The organism is Salegentibacter sp. UBA1130 (assembly GCF_002311535.1).
Lineage (GTDB): Bacteria > Bacteroidota > Bacteroidia > Flavobacteriales > Flavobacteriaceae > Salegentibacter > Salegentibacter agarivorans.
The window spans coordinates 21569-38657 of record NZ_DCAP01000028.1; the positions used below are offsets into that span (position 1 = coordinate 21569).

General features: G+C 38.8%; 13 protein-coding genes. 1 reads left to right on the forward strand and 12 read right to left on the reverse strand.

The window, feature by feature from the left end; translation table 11 throughout:
- Position 1: 1 nt before the first annotated feature.
- The 12 genes from nhaA to B4F31_RS11650 form a co-directional block, all read right to left on the reverse strand.
- Entirely contained in the window at positions 2-1351 is a 1350-nt protein-coding gene (nhaA, locus tag B4F31_RS11595; protein ID WP_057482990.1) for a Na+/H+ antiporter NhaA, read from the reverse strand.
- Positions 1352-1448: 97 nt separating this feature from the next.
- Complete coding sequence (lpdA, locus tag B4F31_RS11600) at positions 1449-2852, reverse strand: dihydrolipoyl dehydrogenase (RefSeq protein ID WP_286761348.1); 1404 nt, start codon at positions 2850-2852, stop codon at positions 1449-1451.
- 89 nt (positions 2853-2941) lie between these two features.
- Positions 2942-3370: a Fur family transcriptional regulator gene (locus tag B4F31_RS11605; RefSeq protein ID WP_057482988.1), complete on the reverse strand. Its 429-nt coding sequence runs from the start codon at positions 3368-3370 to the stop codon at positions 2942-2944.
- A 35-nt stretch (positions 3371-3405) separates the two neighbouring features.
- Positions 3406-5958: a heavy metal translocating P-type ATPase gene (locus B4F31_RS11610; protein ID WP_057482987.1), complete on the reverse strand. Its 2553-nt coding sequence runs from the start codon at positions 5956-5958 to the stop codon at positions 3406-3408.
- Positions 5959-6235: 277 nt separating this feature from the next.
- Positions 6236-6997, reverse strand: coding sequence for a helix-turn-helix domain-containing protein (locus B4F31_RS11615; RefSeq protein ID WP_057482986.1), 762 nt, complete (start codon positions 6995-6997; stop codon positions 6236-6238).
- 57 nt (positions 6998-7054) lie between these two features.
- Positions 7055-7273: an SHOCT domain-containing protein gene (locus B4F31_RS11620; protein ID WP_008615618.1), complete on the reverse strand. Its 219-nt coding sequence runs from the start codon at positions 7271-7273 to the stop codon at positions 7055-7057.
- 30 nt (positions 7274-7303) lie between these two features.
- Complete coding sequence (locus B4F31_RS11625) at positions 7304-7663, reverse strand: STAS/SEC14 domain-containing protein (RefSeq protein WP_057482985.1); 360 nt, start codon at positions 7661-7663, stop codon at positions 7304-7306.
- A 26-nt stretch (positions 7664-7689) separates the two neighbouring features.
- Positions 7690-8112, reverse strand: coding sequence for a Fur family transcriptional regulator (locus B4F31_RS11630; RefSeq protein ID WP_057482984.1), 423 nt, complete (start codon positions 8110-8112; stop codon positions 7690-7692).
- Between the two features lie 24 nt (positions 8113-8136).
- Positions 8137-8466: a P-II family nitrogen regulator gene (locus B4F31_RS11635; protein ID WP_057482983.1), complete on the reverse strand. Its 330-nt coding sequence runs from the start codon at positions 8464-8466 to the stop codon at positions 8137-8139.
- A gap of 95 nt (positions 8467-8561) precedes the next feature.
- On the reverse strand, positions 8562-9812 hold the full coding sequence (locus B4F31_RS11640; protein ID WP_173636774.1) for an efflux RND transporter periplasmic adaptor subunit: 1251 nt from the start codon (positions 9810-9812) through the stop codon (positions 8562-8564).
- Between the two features lie 22 nt (positions 9813-9834).
- Entirely contained in the window at positions 9835-14268 is a 4434-nt protein-coding gene (locus B4F31_RS11645; RefSeq protein ID WP_075325750.1) for a CusA/CzcA family heavy metal efflux RND transporter, read from the reverse strand.
- Between the two features lie 138 nt (positions 14269-14406).
- Positions 14407-14733, reverse strand: a complete 327-nt coding sequence (locus B4F31_RS11650; protein ID WP_225573949.1) for a DUF6660 family protein — start codon at positions 14731-14733, stop codon at positions 14407-14409.
- Positions 14734-15297: 564 nt separating this feature from the next.
- Here B4F31_RS11650 and B4F31_RS11655 point away from each other — a divergent pair.
- On the forward strand, positions 15298-16629 hold the full coding sequence (locus B4F31_RS11655; protein WP_286761349.1) for a tyrosine-type recombinase/integrase: 1332 nt from the start codon (positions 15298-15300) through the stop codon (positions 16627-16629).
- The last annotated feature ends 460 nt before the right edge of the window (positions 16630-17089 follow it).

Genomic DNA, 17089 nt, shown 5'->3' on the forward strand with positions numbered 1-17089 from the left:
ATCACTTAACTATATTTTTCCTTCCTTTATTGGAAGTTAATAAGAGAATTACCGCACCGCCAATAGCTGCAAGTAATGAAGCTATCAAAATGCTTATTTTCGAAATTTTAATCAATTCCTGATCATTAAATGCGAGATTGGTAATAAAAAGGGACATGGTAAAGCCAATTCCCGCGATCATACCAATTCCAATTATATGTTTCCAGTTTAGTGTAATATGTAATTCGGAAACTCCAAGTTTTTGCCCGATCAATGTAAAAATACCAATCCCTGTTACTTTCCCAATAGCTAATCCCAAAAGGATCCCCAGCCCTAAAGAACCGGAAACAACCTCAATTAAATTTACATCGAGCTTTACTCCCGCATTCGCGACTGCAAAAATTGGAATGATAAAGAAAGCATTGAAATCAACAAGGGAATTTTCCAGTTTGAGCAAAGGAGGCCTTGAATTCTCAGTATCTGTTTTAATAGCTTTTAAAATTATTTGTTGTTTTTTATCCTGAAGAGGATTTAATTTTTCCAGCTCTGTTTTCTCAAGATTAGTAACGTTTGTGGCGGTCCTTTCTTTTAATATTTTACTGTCTAATTTGGGCACTATTGGAATGGTAATGGCAAAAAGTACTCCCGCAATAGTTGGATGGATCCCCGAATTAAGGAAGCAATACCATAAGATGATCCCAATAATAATATACCAAATCAAATTTTTGATCCCAGTCCAATTCATTAATAATAATAACCCAAATGCCCCCATGCCCGATCCAAGGTATATCCAGCTCAACTCGTTGCTATAAAACAATGCTATCACCAATATGGCACCTATATCGTCAGCAATAGCGAGGGCTATTAAAAATGTTTTTAACTGCCTGGGGACATTTTTTCCCAGTAGGCCAATAATCCCTAGTGAATATGCGATATCGGTAGCCATAGGGATGCCCCAACCCTTTATATTTTCAGTGCCTAAATTTAGGCTAATAAAAATGAGGGCCGGAACTGCCATGCCACCTAAAGCTGCCAACAATGGGGCTGAGGCTTTTTTAATTGAAGATAATTCCCCCACCATAACCTCCCTCTTCAATTCAAGGCCGGCAACCAAAAAGAAAATTGCCATTAGGCCATCATTGATCCATTCTTCAATTGTTAGCCCAAAACTAAGATGCTCGGAAAATTCAAAAAGCAATTCATCGCCAAGAAAATGATGATAGGCACCTGCCCACTTTGAATTAGCTAAAAGAAGGGCAACTATAGTAGCAATTATTAAAAAAATCCCCCCAGCTGTTTCCCTGTCGAGGAACTTTGTTGCCGTTTCCCTGATATACCCAATAGTGGATTGATTTCGAACTGATTGCCCCATTTTATCTTATCTGTTTTTTGAGTTCATTACTTAAACCTTAATATTTCAAAAAGCTCAGTAGCGTCTTAATTTTTAAGAACTTACTGTTAGGTCAACTTTAAATATGCAACGCCCTGTCTTCGGTAGCTGCCAGACAGGCCTCCTTAAAGGTCTCGGAAAATGTGGGGTGACCGTGTGACATTCTTGCAATATCCTCGGCAGCCGCCCTAAATTCCATCGCTACCACCGCTTCGGTATAACTGTCTGCTATGCGAGGGCCTATCATATGCACGCCCAATATCTCATCGGTTTCCTTATCTGCGATTACCTTGATAAAACCATCCGTATCCATACTTATCTTCGCCCGTGCGTTTGCCTTATAGGGAAAAGAGCCCGTTTTTATACTTCTATTGGTCTTCTTCAGTTCTTCTTCCGTCAAGCCTACACCGGCGACCTCAGGCTCGGTGTACACGATATTTGGGATAAGGGAATAATTGATATGTGGCTTTTGACCTGCTATGCTTTCGGCTACAAAAACGCCTTCTTCACTGGCTTTATGGGCAAGCATTGCCCCCCGGATTACATCCCCAATGGCATACACACCCTTGACATTGGTTTCAAGGTTTTTATCTACCGTTATCTGTCCTTTCTCATTGGTTTCCACTCCTATATTTTCAAGCCCTAAACTGGCGGTGTATGGTTTTCGGCCAATGGCCATAAGACAGTAATCGCCATCTAAACTCATTTCTTCTTTATCGGAAAGATTTTCCGCTTTCAATTCTACTTTATCCTCAGTTGCCGTTGCGTTTGTCACCTTATGTTCCAAATAAAAATCAATTCCCTGTTTTCTAAGGGAACGGTGCAATTGATGTCCCAGTGCGCCGTCCATAGTGGCGATAAGGCTATCAAAATATTCTACTATGGAAACCTTTGAACCCAGGCGGGCGAATACGGAACCTATCTCAACACCGATAACGCCACCCCCAACGACCATTAAGTGCTTGGGGATTTCCTGTAGGGCAAGGGCTTCGGTGGAAGAGATGATACGCTTTTTGTCTATTTTAATATTGGGCAGTGAAGCGGGTTTGGACCCTGTGGCAATGATGATTTTATCGGTTGTTATGGTTTCCGTTTTGTCCCCGCCCTTAATCTCAATCGTGTTTTTGTCCTTGATGGTGCCGTGGCCTTGATAGACGGCAACCTTGTTCTTTTTCATCAGATAATCAACACCATTGATGATTTCCTGTACCACATCCTGAACCCTTTGGTTCATTTTCAGGATATCGACATTGGCCTCTTTAACATCAATCCCAAAATTTTCGAATTGATGCTTGAGTTTGTAATAATGCTCAGAGGCTTCCAACCAGGCTTTTGACGGGATACAGCCCACGTTAAGGCAGGTGCCGCCAAGCGTGTTGTACCTTTCAATAATGGCTACTTTTAATCCTAATTGGGCGCAACGGATCGCACTTACATACCCGCCCGGGCCAGATCCTATTATAGTTACATCAAATTTTTCCATATTCACATTTTTTTAAGTTAGTTACGGTGGAAAAAACCTTAAGCTTGACCATTGGGGGCTGGGATTCAGGCTTAAGGCACTCCCACCTATTATTTTTTACTACAGTTTTTACATATCCCTTTTAAAACTAGGTTCACATCGTTCACCTCATACTGGTTTGGCAAACTCTCTTCCGATATTTTATTTGGTAAACAGATTGTTTTCTTACAATTGGTACAATGAAAGTGCATATGTAAATCTGTACTGTGTTTACCTTTGGCGTTTTCATCGGAAATCGCATATTTTGCAAAAGCAGTTCCATCGTCAATTTGGTGCACCATGCTTTTTTTCTCAAAGAGCTTTATCGCCCTGTAGAAAGTGGTCTTATTGGCTGTTTTGATATTTTTATTGATAAAGACTTTTTGCATTTCATTTAAACTTACTGCATAAGTTTTCCTTTTGAGGTATTTGTAAATTTTCAACCTCATTTCAGTGGGACGTATCCCTTTTGACGATAATTTTTTTTCCGTTTTTGTCATTTTATATTCTTTCGAAAAACAGTCTAAGTCCGGATCTAATCTTTTTTATAAGCCAAAAGCCTTAACGCATTAAAAACCACCAGAAGCGTCGAACCTTCATGGATTACTACCGCCACTCCAATATTTGCCAAGCCGAATATGGTTGAAGGTATAAGCAGGGCCACAATACCAAGGCTAACCCAAAGGTTTTGCCTGATAATCGCCTTTGCCTTCCTGCTTAAACCTATGGCAAAGGGCAGGGTTTCCAACTTATCGGCCATTAGCGCAATATCCGCCGTTTCCAGGGCTACATCACTTCCCGCAGCACCCATAGCTATTCCTACAGTGCTGTTTGCCATGGCAGGGGCATCATTAACGCCATCGCCCACCATTGCCACCTTGGATTCCTTTTCTTTTAATTCTTTTATAGCATCCACTTTTTCTTCCGGTAATAAACTACCCCAGGCATCGGTCAATCCTATTTCTTCTGCTACTGCGTCTGCTACCTTCTGGTTATCACCAGTAAGCATGATCATTCGTTTAATTCCTATTTCTTTTAATTTTTTAAGGGTTCCCTTGGCGGCTTCACGAGGGGTATCCATTAATGCAATGATGCCTATATATTCTTCATTTTTTCGTATAAGCATTGTTGTATTTCCACCACCTTCAAGACCACGCACTTTCGTAGCTATTTTTTCGGAAGGTGTACTCTCATCAAGCCCTTCGTACAGGTCGAGGTTACCTATATAGATTTTATCATTGCCAAATGATGCTTTAATCCCTTTACCCAGAACTGCCTCTAAATTAGAGGCATTTGGGATTTCCTCGCCTTCCAGACGCTCTTTTCCATCACGAACTACAGCTTTGGCCAGGGGGTGATCACTAAGACCTTCCACGGCTACTGCTATTTTGAGAAGTTCATTGTCTGAAATATCCCCAAGTGGCACCACTTGGGTAAGTTTTGGCTTTCCTTCCGTTAGAGTTCCGGTTTTATCAAAGGCTAGGGCGGTAATAACCCCCAGGTCCTCCAGAGGGCGCCCTCCTTTAATTAATACCCCGCCACGGGCAGCTCTGGCCACTCCACTTAATACAGCACTTGGGGTCGAGATTGCCAACGCACAGGGACTTGCAGCTACTAATACGGCCATCGCCCTGTAAAAGCTGGCGCTAAAGGGTTCGTCAATAACTAAAAAAGCAAACAAAAGAATCCCGACCAAAATAAGGACGGACGGCACAAAATATTTTTCAAATTTATCGGTGAGCAACTGGGTAGGCGATTTTTGAGTCTGAGCTTCGTTAACCAGTTTCACCAATCGGGAAAGCGTTGAATCTTTGGCTGCTTTGATAACTTTAATCTCCAAAGTATTGTTCCCATTGATCGTTCCGGCAAAAACGCGGTTTTCATCTTTAATATCATCTACCTCTGAGTAATCCTTCTCAACATCTTCTACGGGAACTTTATCTACCGGTACACTCTCCCCGGTTATTGGAGCCTGGTTAACACTACTCTGCCCATCTACCACTACGCCATCTGCAGATATTTTACTATTTGGTTTCACCACAATGATATCCCCAATATTGAGTTTTTCGATACCAACTTCTTCCGTTTTACCATTTTTCTTAACCAAAGCTGTTTTTGGCGCCAGTTCTGCCAGTGCAGCTATAGATTTTCGTGCTTTGTTCATTGCATAATGCTCCAAGGCATGCCCCAGGCTAAAGAGAAATAATAACAAAGCTCCTTCAGCCCATTCCCCAAGAATAGCTGCTCCTATAGCTGCGACCAACATGAGAAAATCAATTTCAAATCCACCTTTGGCTACGGTCTGTATGGCTTCTTTTGCTGTAAAGTAACCTCCAAAAAAGTAGGCACCTATGTATAGGGATAAGCTGACCCATTCCGGTATTGATGTTACGTAGGACAAACCAAAACCAATACCCAAAAGAGCACCACAAATAATAGCAAAAATAAGTTCGGTGTTTTTCCCAAAAATACCTCCGTGGGCGTGGGAATGTTCTTCCCCGGCCCCGTGGCTATCCGCTTCTCTATGATTCTGGAGATCAGTATCTTTATGCTTTTGTTCTTCTATATCCCTTACCTTTTCTTTATTTAAATTTTGAGGATTCTTTTCGGCAGATTTAAAGCCCTTATTCTCAGCAGAGGAGCTTTTTTTAACTTGTAGGTTTTCTTTTTCGAGCTTTGTAGTTATCTCATCAAAACTTGTTTCCCGTTTATCATATTCTAAACGGATCATTCCTCCGGCATTGGCGGAAGCTTCCAAAACACCATTGATATTCAACAGACTCTTTTCTATAGTCCTTGCATGCCGGGTATGTCTAATCCCCTCAACCTCTATAAGCAAATGTCCATATTTCGCGGTAATTTCAGCCCCGGTTCTTTCTGCCAATGATTGAATGCGGTCAATAGAAATTATATCCGGATCGTAATGAAAGCACAATTGTGGCACCGTATCTTCCTGATCATCCGCTATGTGGACTTTTTCAAGGCCATTTTCGGCTTCCAGTTCCTTAATTAGCCTTTCCACACAAGCGTCTTTTTCATTAGGTACCTGTGGAAGGATTACGGGAATTTTGATTTTTAGTTTTTTCATATCCTTAGTTATTTGTATCCAGTTTTTTGCTTGTTCCTTATCCTGAAGGTCAAAATATTTGACTTCTGAACCGGTAAAGAAATGAGTAGCTTTAACGACCCATTCCTGCTATTTTTTTCGCCTACAAATTTTATGACTTTTTTCGATGATATTGTGGATTAGCGGATGGGTTTTTTATATCCTTCTTCGTGATTCTACCATTGATTTTAGCAGCAATCAAGTTTTCTTTTTCTATGTCCAATACCTATATCATTTTTTCAATTTTATAGGGTTTATATTAATTTAAGTGTATCTCCAAATACTCCAGAGCCTCAGGCATATCCAACTCGCGGGTTCCGTTCCCGGTTCTGATAAAGAAATGCGAACGATCGCCCAAATTCAAATACACAGGTTTTTGTGATTTGTGAACCCTTACATAACAGATATCCTTTTCTTCGAATTGGTAAAAGGCCACTTTAACCAAAGGGCAAAAATGAGTGCCGAACTTGAGGGACACCAATTGCATTATATATTGCTCAAACCCGTCCTTGCCAGGTTTTTTTAAAGTACCGCAATCCTGTTCCAGCCCCAGAATACTACCTTCATCATCAATTCCGATAATTAAATGCCCTTCTTGGGTGTTCATAAACCCGGCAATTGTTTTTGCTATTACGTCCTCCAAAGCCTTATTCGGTTTAAACTGCCTCAAATCCCATCTCAAGGTAGATTTAAATTCTACTTGCTGGTTTTCTCCTGCCGCAATCAGCTCCCTGATCTCCTCCAGCTTATCTCTTCTTCCGGTCAATTGAAATATTCTTTGCCTGACCATAAACATAAGCGACAAGGCAATGCCCAGCAGTCCAAATAGCAATTTGATGATGGCTTGATCCAAATCCCATGAACTAACTTCCTGCTGATATGAAGCAAGCAGAGATTTCCACCATTCGCCATTACCTCCCTGCATGTCATACATGTGGAGTGAAATAACCAGGGGCTGTATTATAAATAAGCCAAGGGCTAATCCAATGAATATAAAAACAAATACTTTGCGTTTTTTCATTTTTACCTTCTTTTATAAGCCATAGGTGCCATCGCTTTCGATGCCTGTGCCTTATAACTACTTCTTCTTATCCTGAAGGACTTTCTTCTTTTGTTCAAATTCCTCATCGCTTATCTCGCCCCGGGCGTATCGTTCTCTCAGGGCTTCCATAGCCTTATCCTTCCGTCTATTTTGTCCCGGGGTGGGATAAGGAATTAAGAATATCCAAAAGATGAGGATTATCCAAAGCCCCCACCATATCCAGTGCATTCCCCCAAAATTCCAGTTGTCCATCATAATCTTTCTGTTTAAATTTATTTAACTTTTTTAATGATTTCCTTTCTCCATCCATTCCTTGGCCAAATGTTTTTCTTCAAGGCTAAAGAATTTAATATGTGCCTTTGTAAAGGGTATCAAAACTTCGGTAAACTGTTCCTGCCATTTTGTAATTCCCACCAATGCAACCTTTTTAACGCGTTCTTCATTCGGAAGTTTCAGTTCAATGCCCTTCCAATACGCACTTGCAGTCCACCCCTCAAAATTTTCCATTTCAATATACCAGTATACTTTATGGTTTGCCTGTATATGGTTTTTTAATTGAGATATCAAATTGTCATAATCGGTAGCATCCAATCTATTTTGAGCTACCATATATACCTTGTTTTCTTTTTTATAAATTTTCATCATTGTTCCAATTTTTTAAATCAAAAAACTTAATCCAAGTCATTGCTACATTTCTCACAGACTCCCTTAGCCACCAGATTAATATCCTCTGCCACGTAACCTTCGGGCAGATTTATCTGAGGGATTTTATGTTCTGTAAGGCACACGGTTTCCCCGCAACTATTGCAATGAAAATGTAAGTGAAGGTCGTTACCCACCTCGCATTCACAATTGTCTTCACACAGGGCATATTTAATGATGCCGGTGCCATCCTCAATTTGATGCACAATTCCTTTTTCTTCAAATGTCTTCATAGTACGGAAAAGCGTACTCCTTTCCGAGCTTTCGAAATCTTTCCCAAGGTCGCCTAAACTAATGGCCACATTCAATTGTGCCAACCGTTTATAGGTCATCAGGCGCATTGCCGTAGGGCGGATGCCTTTGCTTTCTAACTTTTTTACTATTTTTTCCATTGGGCGTAAAAGGGTTTAGAAAATTTAACGCTTTAAGGATTCCCCGGTTTTTATCTTGAAAGCATCTTCAATGTCAGACAAATAAATGATGCCATCACCTGGATCCGGTGTTTTCCCGTTTTCCAGGATGATATTGATAGCCGATTGTGCTTCTTCATTTTGACATACCAGTTCTAACTTTACCACCGGGCTGTCGGTTACACGGAAATCTAAAGAAGGTGATGCGCCTTTTGCTTTAAATGCTCCGGTACCTTCCCCCTGAGACAGCGTCATACTTTTGAATCCGCTTTCGCTAAGGGATTCTATCACTATTTGAACCCGTTTTGGCTTTATAAATGCTTTTATTTCTTTCATTACTGTGGTTTTAATTTAGTATTAAGGATGAACCCTCTGGAATTTTAATCAAGACAAACATTTAACAGAGAGTCCATCCATCTATTTTTTTTAATTTAATGACCATGGGAAGTCTGGCTTTTCTGCATTTCAGAGACCAGATAATAGGCATTATTATAAGCAACCAAAGTACCTTCAGGCAGAGGCTCCAGCAGTTTAATTTCAACCCAACCATCTTCAGTTATTCCCGTTCTTACCTGCACCGGTTTCAATTCCCACTCGGTTTCACCATCTTCCTGGTGTTTTTGGGCCGTAAAGATGTAGGGATTTCCTTCTTCTTCAATTATTGCTTCTTCCGGTAAGGCAGGAACAGCTTCTTCACCCGTCCTGATTTTTCCGTTTATATACATCCCCGGAATTAGAAAATCTTCTTTATTATCGATTTCTGCATGCACATGTACCGCTTTGGGGTTTTGTTCAAATTGTTTCCCCACTGAATAAATTTCCCCGGTTAAATTACTGCCTGGAACCGATTCCAGTGTAAACGCAATCTTTTGGCCTTCTTTCACCTTATAAATATCTTTTTCAAAAACCATTAGATCGGCATGAACATGTTCATTATCAACTACCATAAACATGCTGGTTTGCGGCTCCACATACTGTCCTATCTGCACCAGTACTTTTTCTATATAACCTCCAATTGGGCTTACTACCGGAATATATTCATATAATTCACCGTCTCTAACCTGGGAAGCATTTAGGTTTAACTGGCGTAATTGTGATTCGTACCCCCGTACTTCACCTTGTACAGACTGGTAATCGGATTGGGTCTGTTGAAAAGTTTTTCCAGATCCTACCTCTGCTTCATATAAACGTTTCTGTCTTTCAAATTCCTTTTCCAAAAATTGCATCCTACTATATGCATTAATATAATCAGACTGCATTCTGGTTAAATTTGGGTGAGAAAGATAAGCCAACACCTGACCTTTATTTACCTTATCCCCCTCAATAACCTTTATAGAAGTTATATTACCGCCTAAAATTGCCGTAACGGTAGCTTCATATTGTGGCGGCACTTCTAACTGGCCATTGGCTTCCACAATACCGGACAAAGCTTTTTTAGGTAAGGTATCTACTTTGATGCCCAAACTATTGAATTTCATCTCTGAAAGATGTACTGAACGCATCCCGCCTTCTTCTTCACCGTGTTCTTCATCTCCTTCCTCACCGTGATTTTCACCTTCTTCGGTATTAGTAGTTGCAGTTTCACTGGAAGCGTCATCCCCTTCCTCAGGATTTTCTTTACATCCAAAGAATATGCTGAGCGTTAAGGCAAGCATTAAAATATTTATTGATCTTGTATTCATATCGATTTTCTTATTTTAATTTTTAATTTGAATTCTTAAGGTAATATTCCAGTTGGTAACGGCTGTCGAGATAATCGTTAAAAGCACTCCAGGCATTTACTTCGATTCTAATGGCATCTCTTATATTTTGAAGGAAGGTTACGTAATCTATAGCACCTTCCTTAAATGCTAATACCGACCCATCCTGTTGTTCCTGTGCTAAAGGAAGCGCTTCATCCCTATAATAATTCCATGAGTTTCTCCATTTGATGTAGTCTTCCCGCATATTTTTATAGGCGATTTCCAGTTCGAGTTTATCCTGGTAAAAGTTTTGCTCTGCAATCTTTCGATTCACTTGTGCTTCCTGGGTACGGCCTAATTCCGGCCCAAAAAACAGTGGAATTTGAATTCCTATTTGATATTGAAAGAAACCCGATTGCCCGGCTATTTCCTGCCTACCGTATTGACCCTGAAATTTGGGCAAAAATTCAGATTTTCGTTCTCTGGTAACCGCTTTTGCCACGTCAATTCTTTGTTCTGAAACCTGTAGTAAGGGATGATTTTCAAGAGACTCTACCAGAAAGTTTAAAGGTTCATCCAATGCTTCAGCAGGCAAATCTGGTACATCGTAAATTGTGTCACTAACAAACCATAGGTTTAAGCGCTGTATTGATTTCAGATAATCTCGATAAGCTTGTTCTAACTGTATTTTCACCTCATTCCCCTGATTTGAGGTGGCAAGATATTCCAGTTTAGAGGTAGCTTCTGTCTCATACCTGATTCTAGCCGCCCTTTCAATATCTTCGAAAATAGAATCCATTTTCTTATATACCTGATACCTCTTTTTACTTGTATAAACAGATGTCCAGGCCCTGCTTACTTCACGTTCAATTTCAATAGTAGATAGCTCTAAGGCATTTTCAGCAAGTGCCACCCTTTCTTTCTGTAGTTTTAACCGGGGCACTATTCCGAAAATATCGATGCCTTGTTGTTGGACGCCAATTTGGGTATAGATCCCATCAGAGCCATTTCCTACTTCTTCTTTTCCTGTAAAGATTTGGGTGTTTCCAAAATCAAAGGCGGTTTTGCGCAATACTTCCTCACTTTCAATTTCGAGCTGGGCAGCTTGGAGCTGTGGAAAATTTTTGATTGCCATTTCTTTTGCATCCTCCAAACTAATTGTTTGTAAAGAATCCTGTTGTGAATATTCAGATGACATTGCATCAGATTGTGCATTTACAGAAAAGGTTCCGCCTAAAACTAAGCCAATTATCAAAATCGTAGCTAAAGATCGCGAATTGGAAGAACCTAGTTTATTCTGTTCTTTTTTCTCTCGTTTTCTTTCTACAAGGGTATATAGTACTGGTAATACAACCAGCGTAAGCAGTGTAGCTGTAAGCATCCCACCTATAACCACCGTAGCAAGTGGTTGTTGAACTTCTGCACCGGCTGATGTGGAAAATGCCATTGGTAAAAAACCGAAAATATCTGTTGTTGCTGTTAACATAATAGGTCGTATTCGTTCTTTGGTTCCTGTAAAAATTCTATCTTTTATACTGGTTACTCCTTCTTCTTTTAAAGAATTGAATCTATTTATTAGTACCAGCCCGTTTAAAACTGCAACCCCGAATAATACAATAAAACCTACCCCAGCAGAAATACTGAATGGCATTCCCCGCAACCAAAGGGCAAAAACACCTCCAATGGCAGCGAGGGGTATGGCTATATAGATCATGACAGATTGGGAAAACGATTTTAGGGCAAAATATAGAAGAACAAATATCAAGAAAAGGGCAATGGGTACAACAATTATCAAGCGGTCCTTAGCACTCTGAAGATTTTCGAATTCCCCCCCATAAGTTATATAATACCCGGGAGGTAATTCTAATTCTTCATCTAATCTTTGCTGAATATCATTAACGACTGACTCTACATCCCTTCCCCGGGCATTTACACCCACATAGGTTCTTCTGTAGGTATCATCTCTCGAAATTTGCATAGGGCCCGGAACATATTCGATATCTGCTATTTCTTTTATCGGTACCTGAGTTCCGTCGGGAAGATCGATATACATTCCACGCAAGTCATCAATATTCTTTCTATGTTCTTCATCAAATCTTACTACTAAATCGAATCGCTTTTCTCCTTCAAAAATGACTCCTGCGGTTCCTCCCGCAAAAGCAGTACTTATATAATCATTTGCTTTTTGGATATCCAGGCCATATTGAGCAATTTTATCACGGTTAAATTTCACGGTCATTTGTGGCAGCCCAGATGTTCGTTCAGGATTAACATCTCCTGCTCCAGGTACGGTCTGGATAATATTAGCCATTTCCTGTACCTTTTCCGACAACACCCCCAGGTCCTCTCCATATAGTTTAACCGCAATATCTTCTCTAACCCCCTCTAATAATTCGTTGAACCTTAATTCTACAGGTTGCGTAAACACAAGGTTTACCCCAGTAAGTTCTTTATTGAGTTTTTCCTTGATTTGCGCTATAAGTCCTTCTTTAGTTTCAGCGGTTGTCCAATTATCCTTATCTTTTTCAAGAATCAGGTACATATCTGCGATATCCATCGGCATTGGATCTGTTGGGATGTCCGCTACTCCAATTCTTGCTGTTGCTGTTTTAATTTCAGGAAAATTTTCTAGAAGGATATTTTCTATTTTTTTGGAAACTTCAATAGACTCTGTTAATGAACTTCCTGGTCTGATTAAAGCCTGCATTGCAATATCCCCTTCATCCAGTTGAGGCACAAATTCTCCTCCCATTCTGGAAAAAAGGAAACCGGCTAATACAAGTAGAACAGCAGCAGCACCTACAACAATGAGCTTCAGTTTTAATGCCCCTTTCAGTAAAGGCATATATACCCTTTGTATTCCACCAATTATCTTATCACTTATCCTTTCCAGCCAGCGTTCAAACCTTCCAAACCAGTTCTTTTTATTCTGAATGGGTTTCATAAATAGGGCAGACATCATAGGGACATAGGTAAGGCATAAGAAAATAGCACCTATCATGGCAAAACCGAAAGTGTACGCCATCGGCTTAAACATTTTACCTTCTACCCCCGTAAGAAAAAGTATAGGCGTGAATACAATAAGAATTATAATCTGTCCAAAAAATGCGGAACTCATCATCGTGCTCCCAGCATCATAGGCTACTTCATCCATTTTAGCCTGATTGAATTTCACCTTGCCAGATCTTATCCGTTTTTGTATTTCATACACGGTTCCCTCGATGATAATCACTGCACCGTCTATAATGATTCCAAAGTCAATAGCGCCCAAACTCATTAGATTGGCCCAGACATTGAATTGTTTCATTAAAATAAAAGCAAAAAGCAGTGATAAGGGAATAGTGGTAGCAGTAATAAGTCCACCTCTTAGACTACCTAATAACAATACCAGGGCAAAAATCACTATCAATGCACCTTCCAGTAAATTTGTTTTAACAGTATCGGTTGTTCGTGCTATTAATTCACTCCGATCAATAATTGGCTCTATGGTCAAACCTTCAGGAAGTGACTTTTCAACTTCTGCCATCCTATCTTTAACATCCTGAATTACGGCATTGGGATTGGCGCCTTTTAACATCATTATTATCCCGCCTACGGCTTCCTCTCCGTCTTGAGTGAAAGCTCCGTAGCGTACCTGATTTCCAAACTGAACATCTTCCGCAACATCTCCAATAGTTATCGGAATAGAATTTTCGGTAGTAATAGCAATTTTCCTTATATCCTCCAGTGAACGGATTAAACCTTCACCTCTAATAAAATTTGACATTTTATTTTTCTCAATATAAGCTCCACCGGTATTCACATTGTTTCGGGCCAGCGCCTCATAAACCTCAGAGATACTTATACCCATACTGTTTAATTTCTCAGGATTGATTGCTACCTCATATTGTTTTATGGAGCCTCCAAAAGAATTTACTTCCACCACACCTTCCAGCAAGGTAAGTTGTCGCTTGATTATCCAGTCCTGAATAGTTCGTAGTTCCATGGGAGAATATTCAGTTTCGTATCCCTCCTTTGGCTTTATGGTATACTCATAAATTTGACCCAATCCGGTTGAAATAGGTCCCATAGCAGGACTTCCAAATTTATCGGGAATGGTTTCTCCCAATTCATTAAGTTTTTCCTGTACTAGTTGACGAGGGAGATAAGTTCCCATATCATCTTTAAAAACAATAGTAACTACCGAAAGTCCAAACCGTGAAATAGAGCGAATCTCTGTAACTCCAGGTAAATTACCCATCGAAAGTTCTACGGGATAGGTTACAAATTGTTCAATATCTTCTGTGGCAAGATTTGGCGACTGGGTGATCACCTGAACCTGATTGTTAGTAATATCTGGCACCGATCCCAGGTTGACGGTCATCATGGACCAAATACCCGTCCCTATCAGCGCTAAGGTAAGTAGTCCAATAATAAATTTATTATTAATGGAAAATGCGATTATCTTATTAATCATATAAATAAAAATTTAATTCAGTTAAAATTCTTGATAATAATTTTGTGCCTAACAAAATCTATCAATAGGACCAAGGATCTAGTATGAGAACCAGGATTTGGTCAAAAAAGGATATAATTATCCTTTAAAAAAACTGAATTAAACTTTTGGAGGATCTAAAAAGGAAAGAATAGGTTCTTCCACTGAGCTGTCAAAATGGACAAAGGCTTTTGATGGAATTTCAATAATCAAAGCCTTGAAATTTGAAGAACCGAAATCTACTGTATGCACATGGCAGCAATGGCAACTACAAAAAGGAGGGCATAAATCTGCTACTTTATCATGTGAATAGTCGATATCTAAATTCTGCGTAGCAACCACTGTTACTTCTGAATCAGAAATCACTTGTGAAGTGTCACTATCATTACAGGCTAATAAGTTAAGCCCGAATATATATAGAGATAATATGACAGCGATAATTTTCACACTACAAAGATAAAAAAAAATCAATGCACAGATTGTGCAAAAAGAATAGGAACAGATTTCAAAAGGTTTATCACATAATTTGATAATAATTTCAATTAAAAAATTACCAAGATCTTATACTGAAGAATTAGAACATTGTTTTTTAATAAGCTATTTAATGAAATAGAGAATTATACAAATCCTTCAAATTACTAAGTTACACTTCGAATGAGATAGGAAATATCCCCAAATAATGTTAATTAACATTATTTTCTATTCAAATTTGGCTTTCCAAAAATGTTGTACCTATGTTGTACCCAGTCCATAAAAAAAGGCCTTACATTTCTGTAAAGCCTTGTCATTGCTAGTAGCGGGAACTGGACTCGAACCAGTGACCTTCGGGTTATGAGCTGAAATTAGAGGAGCCTCAAAATCCACCAAACACCCATAAATGCTATGTTTTTCAGCCTTTTACATTTTTATTGATATCAAAGAATAACAGGTAAAATGGAATTATTCTGTACTTATTCTGTACTAGTTTTTAGAATTTTTATCTATATTTAAATATCTAAAAATAAGTCCGTTATGGCCAGTATTAAAGTTGTCTTGCGCAAAAATATGATTAGGAAAGATGAAACTATTCCTCTTGCTCTTAGAATTAGTGAAAATTATAAGACAAATTACCATTGGCTTGGACACTATATTCTTGAAAAAGATTGGGACAAAAAGTTTGGAAAGGTTAAAAAAAGCCATCCCAACCATAAAAAACTGAATCATTTCCTGATGAAGAAAATGACCGAGGCCCAGGATTTGTATTTTCACTCAGAAGATGATTTGACGCCCAGACAGATTAAAAACAAACTTAAAGGGCCTGGAGGTTCTCAATCTTTCTTCGCAGTGGCGGCTGAACGTGTAAAGCTAAAATATGATAAAGGAACTTTTTCTGTTGCGAAATCTGAGCTCTCTATTCTCTATAACCTGGAAGAGTTTCTGAATCTCAAAACCAATCAAAAGAAAGAGACGGTTATTAAATCAATAAAAGAACGAAGACGAATAAGGGTAAGTAAGACCAGAAAAGGTGAATATTCTTTTGAAGATGCCATTACCTATTTTAAGAGAAATACCCGACTGGAATTTCGGGAAATAAATGAATCATTTCTAAATAAGTTTAAAGCCTTTTGTTCCACATACCTGGGACAAAGGACCAGAACTATTACAAACCAACTTATTTTTATTAGAACCCTCTTTAATGTTGCTATAAAAGATGGGATTGTTTCTCAAAAATATTATCCTTTCGCTGGCGAAAAAGAAAAAATCAGAATTGGCTCAGGAAATAAAATTGGACTGACTACTGAGGAAGTTATCAAAATTGAAAATCTAGCAGCGGAAAGTCATTCTTCGATATGGCACACTAGGAATATCTGGCTTGTTTCCTTCTACTTTGCTGGCATAAGAATTTCAGATGTTGTAGCCTTGAAGTGGACAGATATAAAAGATGGCCGTCTATACTATGTGATGAATAAGAATGAAAAACCATTGAGCTTTAAAGTCCCGGAAAAAGCCATAACCATCTTTAACCTTTACCTGATGGATAAAACGGAAAACAATGGCTATATTTTTCCATTTTTAAAAGATGCTAATCAAAATGATCCAAAAAGCGTATTTCTTAAAATGAGGAACGCTACTAAGGTTTTAAATAAATTCCTGAAACGAATAGCTAAAGAGTGTGAAATAGACAAAAATCTTTCAAACCACATAGCCCGTCATACTTTTGGAAACATAGCCGGAGATAAGATACACCCCTTAATGTTACAAAAGCTTTACCGGCATAGTGATTTAAAAACCACGCTAAATTACCAGGCCAACTTTATTCATAGAGATGCAGATGATGCACTAGACAGTGTAATCAATTTTTAAAAAGTGGGGGTAAAAAATTTACGATTTTAGCTATGAAGAAACTCCTCTTGATAATTATAAAAATCACTAAAACTGCTGCAATTCAAAGATATTACGAAAAATCCCCCTAAGAAAATATATCAAATTGCCTATAAATACTGACAACCTATTTTCTATGTTGACGATTTGTGAACCTAAATTTTGAGTCATTTGTATTGGCCTGCGTAAAGACACTAATATTCAAACAAATACATATAAAATTAAAAGGAGGGTTGCAGAATTCAGCCTAATACCGAATCTGGATTTTCATCAGAATTTAATAAAGAGCCTTAGTTCTTTTATACCTATTATTTTTTATAATGATTAGTTTATCGGCTTAACAATTTTCTCTATCTGTTTTAAAAATTACATTTTTCCCTATATTTTTTTGTGATTAACCGATATTAGACAAAGTTTTTGTGATCGGAAATTAAATCTGCAC

What these genes read in the sequence shown, in the direction of transcription:
- B4F31_RS11605 (WP_057482988.1), bottom strand. Translation starts at nt 3,370, where the DNA reads ATGACAAAAACGGAAAAAAAATTATCGTCAAAAGGGATACGTCCCACT.
- B4F31_RS11645 (WP_075325750.1), bottom strand. Translation starts at nt 14,268, where the DNA reads ATGATTAATAAGATAATCGCATTTTCCATTAATAATAAATTTATTATT.
- B4F31_RS11630 (WP_057482984.1), bottom strand. Translation starts at nt 8,112, where the DNA reads ATGGAAAAAATAGTAAAAAAGTTAGAAAGCAAAGGCATCCGCCCTACG.
- B4F31_RS11640 (WP_173636774.1), bottom strand. Translation starts at nt 9,812, where the DNA reads ATGAATACAAGATCAATAAATATTTTAATGCTTGCCTTAACGCTCAGC.
- B4F31_RS11610 (WP_057482987.1), bottom strand. Translation starts at nt 5,958, where the DNA reads ATGAAAAAACTAAAAATCAAAATTCCCGTAATCCTTCCACAGGTACCT.
- nhaA (WP_057482990.1), bottom strand. Translation starts at nt 1,351, where the DNA reads ATGGGGCAATCAGTTCGAAATCAATCCACTATTGGGTATATCAGGGAA.
- lpdA (WP_286761348.1), bottom strand. Translation starts at nt 2,852, where the DNA reads ATGGAAAAATTTGATGTAACTATAATAGGATCTGGCCCGGGCGGGTAT.
- B4F31_RS11620 (WP_008615618.1), bottom strand. Translation starts at nt 7,273, where the DNA reads ATGATGGACAACTGGAATTTTGGGGGAATGCACTGGATATGGTGGGGG.
- B4F31_RS11635 (WP_057482983.1), bottom strand. Translation starts at nt 8,466, where the DNA reads ATGAAAGAAATAAAAGCATTTATAAAGCCAAAACGGGTTCAAATAGTG.
- B4F31_RS11615 (WP_057482986.1), bottom strand. Translation starts at nt 6,997, where the DNA reads ATGAAAAAACGCAAAGTATTTGTTTTTATATTCATTGGATTAGCCCTT.
- B4F31_RS11655 (WP_286761349.1), top strand. Translation starts at nt 15,298, where the DNA reads ATGGCCAGTATTAAAGTTGTCTTGCGCAAAAATATGATTAGGAAAGAT.
- B4F31_RS11625 (WP_057482985.1), bottom strand. Translation starts at nt 7,663, where the DNA reads ATGATGAAAATTTATAAAAAAGAAAACAAGGTATATATGGTAGCTCAA.